The sequence below is a fragment of the Novosphingobium sp. genome (assembly GCF_041915465.1).
Classification (GTDB): Bacteria; Pseudomonadota; Alphaproteobacteria; order Sphingomonadales; family Sphingomonadaceae; genus Novosphingobium.
In genome coordinates, this window is the sequence record NZ_JAYSBK010000123.1 from 1 (window position 1) to 8,147 (window position 8,147).

Consider the following 8,147-nt stretch of genomic DNA (forward strand, 5'->3'; position numbering starts at 1 on the left):
AGGTCTACCGCCTGTGGAGCGGGCCGGGCCTGAACGATCCCGACGCGCCCGCGCTCGACATCGGCCTGCGCGTGCTGGGCGGCCTCGCCTCGTCGCGGCTCGATAACGAACTGGTGCGCGGCAAGGGCGTGGCCGTTTCGGTCAGCGCCGGGGTGATGCAGTTCGAACAGGTTTCGACCCTGATGATCACGATGGAAATCAAGCCGGGGGTCGACCGCGCGACCGCCGAGCGCGAGTTCGATCGGGTGATCGACCAGTTCATCGCCGAAGGGCCGACCGAGGACGAACTGCGCCGCGCGGCGACCACCACGGTCGCCTCGCAGATCGGCGGGCTCGAACAGGTTGGCGGCTTTTCCGGCAAGGGTGCGCAGCTTGCCGAAGGGCTGCTCTATTCGGGCGATCCGCTGCAGATCAAGAAGGACCTCACCCGGATCGCCGCGCTGACCCCGGCCGACGTTCAGAGCGCGGTGCAGCGCTGGCTTGGCCGTCCGGTCTATTCGCTGGTCATCAGCCCCGGTCCGCGCACCGAAAACGGCGAGCTGATGGGCGGCTGGGGCGATGAAGCGACCAGCAAACCGCCCAAGCCCGACGCAAAGAAGAAGGCGCCAAGGCTGGCGGCCGGTCCAAAGCGGCAATCTCCCGATGTCGCGCCGGTGGGTGATCTTGCCTTCCCCGCGCTCGAACGCGCGACGCTCTCGAACGGCATTCCCGTCGTGCTGGCGCGGCGCACCTCGGTTCCGACCGTACTGGTTAGCCTCAATTTCGACGCCGGCTATGCCGCCGACGCGCAGGACAGTCCCGGCACGCAGGGGTTGATGCTGGGCACGCTCGATCAAGGCACGGCGACCCGCGACGCGACCCAGATCGCCGAAGAGCAGGAACGGCTCGGCGCGCATTTGTCGGTCGCGGCGAACCTCGATTCCTCGGCGGTCATGCTCTCCGCGCTGACGCCCAACCTGGCACCCTCGCTCGATCTGCTGGCCGATGTGGTGCGCAATCCCGCCTTCCGCGATGCCGACGTGGCGCGCACCAAGGACCAGCAACTGGCCGACCTCGCCCAAGCGCTGGCCAGCCCGCGCAGCCTCGCGACGCGCAGCCTGGCCCCGATCCTGTTTGGCCCGGCCCACCCCTATGGCCAGCCGGCCGACGGGCTGGGCGATCCCAAGGCGCTGGCCGCGCTGACCCCGGCCGCGCTCAAGGCCGCGCACGACAAGTGGCTGCGCCCCGATGCGCTCAAGATCACCGTGGTTGGCGATGTCACCATGGCGCAGTTGTTGCCCATGCTCGAGGCCAGTTTCGGCACCTGGACGCCGCCCGCCGCGGCCCGCCCAGTCAAGCAGCTCGATGCCGCGATCCCGGCACCCAGGCCCCGGATCGTCCTGATCGATCGCCCCAATTCACCGCAATCGGTGATTGTCGCGGGCCGCGTCCTGCCGCTGACCGGCAGGGACCAGGGCAACGAGGCGCTCGACCTTGCCAACGAAGTGCTTGGCAACGGTTTCCTCAGCCGCCTCAACATGGACCTTCGCGAGGACAAGGGCTGGTCCTATGGCGTGCGCTCGATGGTGCCCAGTCCGGTCGGTCCGCGCACGCTGGTGCTGGTCGCGCCAGTGCAGTCCGACCGCACGGGGGATTCAGTCAAGCTGCTGCTGGCTGACATGGCCGCCTTCCCCGGGAAGCGCGGAGTTGAGCCGGTTGAACTGGAACGGGTGACCGACGGCAACATCCGCGGCCTGCCCAACCGGTTCGAAACCAATGCGCAGGTGCTGGGCGCGATCGTGCTGAACGAGCGGCTTGGACGTCCGGACGACTATTACGCGCGCCTGCCCACCCGCTACCGTGCGATCGACGCCGCCGCGATCGACAAGGCGGCAGCCAGCTGGCTGCAGGCAGACGGTCTGGTCTTCATCATCGTCGGCGATCGCAAGCTGGTCGAACCGCAGCTCAAGGGCCTGGGCCTGCCAGTTGAACTGGTCGACGCGCCAGCAGTTGACAGCAGCGCCGACAGCAGCGAGTGATATCCCTACTTACCCCACTGTAAGTTAACTGAGGAGAGATTCGATGTCGGTTGCAGGTACCTATGAATGCGTCACCAAGACCCCGATGGGCGACCAGAAGAGCGACGTGACCATCGTCGTCGATGGCGGCACCTTCACCGGCAGCAACGTCGGCGCGATGGGTTCGATGGAACTGGAAAACGGCAAGGTCGATGGCAACAAGCTGACCTGGTCGATGAAGATGACCGTCCCCATGCCGATGACGCTGGAAGGCGAAGCAACCGTCGATGGCGACACCCTGACCGGCTCGGTCAAGGCCGGTGCCTTCGGCACCTTCCCGATGAACGGCACCCGCAAGGCCTAAGCTGCCGCGGCCCAGGCCGAAAACACGAAGGGCGCCGGAACGATAGTCCGGCGCCCTTTGGTTTATGTGCCTCGGCTTACTCTTCGTCGGGGATCGAATCCGCCGGGTCGACCGGGGTGAAAGGCAGCACCGCCACCGGGATCGGCTGGCCGGTGCGCAAATCGATCACGGTATCGCGCTGGTAGGCCAGAACGCCCGGAACCGGTGCGGCACGGGCCACGCGAATTCCCAGGAAATTGTTCATCTTGCCGGCGGCATGCAGTTCGACCTGCACCGTGGGCAGCGCGCCAAGGCTGCCGGGCACACCATATTGCGCCTGATCGGGCCCAACGGCAGTCGCCGCTTGGTTGCCGTCGGTAAAGCGGCCGGGCTGGTCATCCACCTTGTCGAACCCGATCAGCCCCTCGGTCCCGACCACCTGGGCAAGGACCGTGCCGAGGTCGGTAACAACCCCGGCCTTCACCTCGAACTTTACCGAGCCCATGCAGTAGCAATAGCCTGCAAAGCCGTTCGGCCCCGCAAACACCGGTCCGTAATAGATGTAGGTTCCGGGCTTCACCGCGTTGAGATAGCTGAACGAATCGGGTGCCTTGGTCTTGTTGTAGACGAAGGTCGGACCGAACGAGACTGTCGTGCGCAGTTCGATCGGGCCGATGCTGAATGTCTCGCGGGTCGGCTTGACCGGCTCGGGACGAGGCTTCTTGTCCTGCGCCTTCGCGATTTCGAAGTCCTTCTTCCAATTGGCCATCGCGCTTGCGTAAGACTTTTCGGCCTTGGCGAAGGCTTTTTCCCAGTCCGCCCGGTATTCGGCATAGTCATCGGCGTCTGGAACCCGCACGAACATCCCGTTGGTGCGAACCGGACTGGTCAGGAAGATATAGCCTTTGGCCGGATCGAGCTGGACCTTTCCAGAAGTGACGTTCTTTTCCTCGATTGCCTGAGCGCTCAGCGAGGAGGCCAGCCCCAGCAGGGTGCCGGCGATGATGAGCGTGATCTTGTTCATTGCGGCAGCGCCTCCGTGGTGGGCTTGGGACCGGATGCGACCATTGCCTGAAGCCGGATCGCGCGTTCGCGCACAGCTTCCTTCTTGCGGCCGTTGCCTTCCTCGAAGTTGAACGTCTTCCACAGTTCGCCGCTGATCCCGTAGCGGCTGTAACCCTTGTACCCCATGCAGTTACGCAGGTTGGTGCGGCGGATCTTGCGGCGCTCGGCCGAACCGAAGATCGCATCGGCCAAGACATCACCGATCACGCCGCCGATCACCCCGCCAAGGCCGTATTGCCCGGTGGCGTACATCGAATCGCTGCCCTCCAGATAGAAGCTGATCCCGCTGGACAGCGCATCGCATTCGCGAATGTCGGTGTAGGCTTCGGCAAAGCTGGTGCCGTCGCGGTGAAAATAGAAATACTTGTCATAGTCGGCCACCACTTCGGGCGTGGCCGTATACGCGAGTTGCGGCATCTCCAGCCCGTCCGGGCTCGGCGCGGTATTGGTCGGCTGCTGCGCCGCCTGATCAGCGACTTGCGCAAAAGCCGGTGAGCCCGGCAGCGCCAGAATCAGGCACGCGCCAAGTATCGGTGTGATTCTCAAGTTCAGCATATTCCCCCCCCTCAACGGGTAGAGATCATGCCGAACAGAGAATTACAAGAGCGCAAACAGTTACTTCCAACCGCAGGACCAATCAGCCCAGCTTGGCCTTCAGCACCTGATTGACGAGTTGCGGATTGCCCTTGCCCTGCATGGCCTTCATCGTCTGGCCGACGAAGAAGCCGAACAGGGCTTCCTTGCCGCCCTTGTATTCGGCCACCTTGTCGGCATTGGCGGCGAGCACGGCGTCAACCGCGGCCTCGATCGCGCCGGTGTCGGTGCTCTGCTTGTTGGCCTCGATCTGGGCGGCCAGATCGATGTCGCTGGTGAGGTGCGCCTCGAACAGTTCCTTGGCCTTGCTGCCCGAAATCAGCCCGCTTTCCGTGGCCACGACCAGCGCGGTGTTGGCCTCGATCGAGTTCTTGGGATGATCGGAGGAGACGCCCGCGGCATTGAGCACGCCGGCCTGTTCGGACAGCAACCAGTTGGCGGTGCGCTTGGCGACGTCCGCCTCGCTCTTGCCGCTGGCCTTGGCGACCGAGGCGAGCAGGGCTTCGAACTCGCGCGCGGTTTCGACGTCGGCGGTCAGCGCCTGTGCGTTGTAGGCCGACAGCCCCAGCGCGGTTTCATAGCGGTGGCGCTTGGCGTCCGGCAGTTCGGGCAGGCTGGCGCGGCATTCTTCGAGGAACGCATCGTCCAGTTCCAGCGGCAGCAGGTCCGGATCGGGGAAGTAGCGGTAATCGTGCGCGTCTTCCTTGCTGCGCATCGAGCGCGTCTCGTTCTTGTCGGGATCGTAGAGCCGGGTTTCCTGCACCACTGTGCCGCCGTCCTCGATCAGGGCAACCTGGCGGCGGGCTTCGCTTTCGACCACGGCCATGACGAAGCGAACCGAGTTCACGTTCTTCGTTTCGGTGCGCGTGCCGAACGCTTCGCCCGGGCGGCGGACCGAAACGTTGACGTCGGCGCGCATCGAGCCTTGGTCCATGTTGCCGTCGCAAGAGCCGACATAGCGCACGATCTGGCGCAGCTTGGCCAGGTAAGCCCCGGCCTCGGCGGGCGAGCGCATGTCCGGGCGGCTGACGATTTCCATCAGCGCCACGCCCGAGCGGTTGAGGTCGACATAGGACATGGTCGGGTGCTGATCGTGCATCAGCTTGCCCGCGTCCTGCTCCACGTGGATGCGTTCGATCCCGATGGTCTTGGTGCTGCCTTCCGGGTCCTTGGGATCGAGCACGACCTCAAGGCTGCCCTCGCCCACCAGCGGGTGATAGAGCTGGCTGATCTGGTAGCCCTGCGGAAGATCGGCGTAGAAGTAGTTCTTGCGGTCAAACCGCGACCACTTGTTGATCTGGGCATTGATCGCCATGCCGGTGCGCACCGCCTGGCGGATGCATTCGCGGTTCGGCACCGGCAGCATCCCCGGCATCGCCGCGTCGACCAGACTGACCTGGCTGTTCGGCTCTGCCCCGAAGGCCGTCGCCGCGCCCGAGAACAGCTTGGAATTGGAGGTGATCTGCGCGTGGACTTCGAGGCCGATCACGACCTCCCATTCGCCGGTTGCGCCCTGAATGCGATAGTTGCTCATCTTACCACCACTGCTCCGGCTTGGCCGTGAACCCTGCGCGCGCCTCGATCGCGAGGCCGGCGTTGAGGACGCCCTGCTCGTCAAACGGCTTGCCGATGATCTGGAGGCCCAGCGGCAGCCCTTCCTTGTTGAGGCCCGCAGGCACCGACATGGCAGGCAGACCGGCAAGGCTGGCAGGCACCGCGAAGACGTCGTTGAGGTACATCGCCAGCGGGTCCGACACCATTTCGCCAAGGCCAAAGGCGGCGGTGGGCGCGGTCGGCGCGAGGATCACGTCAACTTCAGTGAAGGCGTTCTTGAAGTCGTGGCTGATCAGCGTGCGGACCTTCTGCGCCTGGGTGTAATAGGCGTCATAGAACCCCGCCGAGAGCACGTAGGTGCCGATCAGGATGCGGCGCTTGACCTCGGCCCCGAACCCGGCGGCGCGGGTGGCGGCGTACATGTCCTGCAGGTTCGCGCCTTCGGGCAGGTCGCGCAGGCCATAACGCACGCCGTCATAGCGGGCGAGGTTGGACGAGGCTTCGGCCGGGGCGATGATGTAGTAGGTCGGCAGCGCGTACTTGGTATGCGGCAGCGAAATCTCGACCACTTCGGCGCCCGCGTCCTTCAGCCATTCGATCCCGCGATCCCAGCTGGCGGCAACGTCTGCATCGAGACCATCGACGCGGTATTCGCGCGGGATGCCGACCTTCTTCCCCTTGAGATCGCCCGACAGGTTCGCTTCCCATTCGGGCACCGGCAGGTTGAGGCTGGTCGCATCCTTGGGATCGAACCCGGCCATGGCTTCCAGCATGATCGCGCAGTCACGCACGTCGCGCGCCATTGGCCCCGCCTGGTCGAGCGAGCTGGCGAAGGCGACGATGCCCCAGCGCGAGCAGCGGCCATAGGTCGGCTTGATGCCCGAAATGCCCGTGAAAGCGGCGGGCTGGCGGATCGAGCCGCCGGTGTCGGTGCCGGTTGCGGCCGGGCAGAGCCGCGCCGAAACGGCGGCCGAGCTGCCGCCCGAGGAACCGCCCGGCGCCATCGCGGCGTTAGCGCCATCGTTGCGGCGCCAGGGCGAAATGACGTTGCCGAAATAGCTCGTCTCGTTCGACGAACCCATGGCGAACTGATCGAGGTTGAGCTTGCCCAGCATCCCCGCACCCGCATCCCACAGCTTCTGCGAAACGGTGCTTTCGTATTCGGGTTTGAACCCTTCGAGGATGTGGCTGGCGGCGGTCGTCTGCACGCCCTTGGTGGCGAACAGGTCTTTCATGCCGATCGGCACACCCGCCATCTTGCCCAGCGGCTTGCCTGCGGCACGGTCGGCATCGACCTTGGCGGCGGCGGCCAGCGCGGCCTCAGGCGTGGTGACGATGAACGCGTTCAAGGCTTCCTGCGCGGCGGCGACGCGGGCGTTGAACGCCTCGGCCACTTCGACGGCGGAAAATTCGCCCGAGGCCACGCCCGAGCGGATGGCGGCAACGCCAAGTTCGGTCAGCTGGGTCATTATTCGATCACCTTGGGAACGCCGAAAAAGCCGTGTTCGGCCGCCGGGGCATTGGCCAGCACGGCATCGCGGATGCCGCCGCCGGTGGCCGGATCGGCGTTGATCACATCGTCCCGCAGGCGCAGTTGGTTCTCGATCACGGCGGTCATCGGCTCGATGCCGGTGACATCCACTTCGCCGAGCTGTTCGACCCAGGCGAGAATTCCGTTGAGTTCGGGCACCATCGCCGCGATCTCGGCCTCGGTTACCTTGATGCGGGCCAGCGAGGCGATCTTGGCCACGGTTGCGGTATCGACCGACATGGCGTTCCTTTGAAAAATCGGGAGCACAAAAACGAACTGTGCCGGCGCGCTAGCACCGGCACGGCAGGGCTGCAAGTCGGGCAGCGTGCGCTGCCCGACTGCGAATTATTGCGCCTTGGGTTCGCTCTTGGGAGCGGCTTCGGCAGGGGCAGCACCTTCAGCCCCCGGCGCGGCACCTTCCATGCCCGGAATGCCCTGTCCGCCCTGCATCTGCTGCTGCATCTGCTGCATCATTTCGATTTCGGCGCGGCTCTTGAAGTCAATCAGTTCGATTTCGAAGGTCAGGTCGGTGTTCGGCGGAATTTCGCCGGCCTGCCGATCGCCATAGGCGAGCTTCGCCGGAATCTTGACCTTGTACTTGCCGCCGCGCTGCATCTGTTCGAGCGCCTTGGTAAAGCCGGGGATCACCCCTTCAAGCGGGAAGACGGCCTGCTGACCCTGGTCGAACACCTTGCCGTCGGGCAGCATGCCCTTGTAGTTGATCAGGGCGACATCCTCGATCGTCGGCGAGGCACCGGTGCCGGCCTTGATCGTTTCGACGTCAACGGATGGCGGCAGCGTGGTGTAGGCCAGGCCGGCGGCAGCCAGGGCAGCAGCGGCAACGCCGATCCAAAGCTTGCCAAGGGCCCCCTTGGCGATGGGCTGCAGCGGAACGCGGGTGATCTCGGTCATCAAAGCCCCCTTCTGGGTATTTTAAGGTGCGCCAAAGACAAAGGGCGCGGATTCGTCCGCGCCCTCATGGCTCAAGCACTACGCAGGAGCAAGCCTCAGAAGCTTACTTGACCCCGTCGCGTTCCATCCGCTTGCGCTCCATCTTGCGGGC

General features: G+C 65.0%; 8 protein-coding genes. 2 read left to right on the top strand and 6 right to left on the bottom strand.

Features of this window, described 5'->3' with window-relative positions; translation table 11 throughout:
* Both ACE3SN_RS15135 and ACE3SN_RS15140 read left to right on the top strand, forming a co-directional pair.
* Positions 1–2,018 (top strand): M16 family metallopeptidase (locus ACE3SN_RS15135; protein ID WP_374531401.1); only part of this gene is annotated, 2,018 nt, incomplete at its 5' end.
* 43 nt (positions 2,019–2,061) lie between these two features.
* The gene (locus ACE3SN_RS15140) at positions 2,062–2,361 is read left to right on the top strand and encodes a hypothetical protein (protein ID WP_374531403.1); all 300 of its coding nucleotides are present in this window, start codon (positions 2,062–2,064) and stop codon (positions 2,359–2,361) included.
* 76 nt (positions 2,362–2,437) lie between these two features.
* Here ACE3SN_RS15140 and ACE3SN_RS15145 read toward each other — a convergent pair whose 3' ends face one another.
* The 6 genes from ACE3SN_RS15145 to ACE3SN_RS15170 all read right to left on the bottom strand — a co-directional run bounded on the left by ACE3SN_RS15145 (position 2,438) and on the right by ACE3SN_RS15170 (position 7,996).
* Positions 2,438–3,364, bottom strand: coding sequence for a hypothetical protein (locus tag ACE3SN_RS15145; RefSeq protein WP_374531404.1), 927 nt, complete (start codon positions 3,362–3,364; stop codon positions 2,438–2,440).
* Complete coding sequence (locus ACE3SN_RS15150; protein ID WP_374531406.1) at positions 3,361–3,960, bottom strand: hypothetical protein; 600 nt, start codon at positions 3,958–3,960, stop codon at positions 3,361–3,363. Before ACE3SN_RS15150 ends, ACE3SN_RS15145 begins: the two co-directional genes overlap by 4 nt.
* Before the next feature lie 82 nt (positions 3,961–4,042).
* The gene (gene gatB, locus ACE3SN_RS15155) at positions 4,043–5,533 is read right to left on the bottom strand and encodes an Asp-tRNA(Asn)/Glu-tRNA(Gln) amidotransferase subunit GatB (RefSeq protein ID WP_374531408.1); all 1,491 of its coding nucleotides are present in this window, start codon (positions 5,531–5,533) and stop codon (positions 4,043–4,045) included.
* Between the two features lies 1 nt (position 5,534).
* A complete protein-coding gene (gatA, locus tag ACE3SN_RS15160) occupies positions 5,535–7,022 on the bottom strand; it encodes an Asp-tRNA(Asn)/Glu-tRNA(Gln) amidotransferase subunit GatA (RefSeq protein WP_374531410.1) in 1,488 nt (495 codons plus the stop codon).
* Positions 7,022–7,324 (bottom strand): Asp-tRNA(Asn)/Glu-tRNA(Gln) amidotransferase subunit GatC, encoded by a 303-nt coding sequence (gatC, locus tag ACE3SN_RS15165; RefSeq protein WP_374531412.1) that lies wholly within the window; start codon positions 7,322–7,324, stop codon positions 7,022–7,024. Before gatC ends, gatA begins: the two co-directional genes overlap by 1 nt.
* Before the next feature lie 105 nt (positions 7,325–7,429).
* Positions 7,430–7,996 (bottom strand): FKBP-type peptidyl-prolyl cis-trans isomerase, encoded by a 567-nt coding sequence (locus tag ACE3SN_RS15170; RefSeq protein ID WP_374531414.1) that lies wholly within the window; start codon positions 7,994–7,996, stop codon positions 7,430–7,432.
* Between the last annotated feature and the right edge of the window lie 151 nt (positions 7,997–8,147).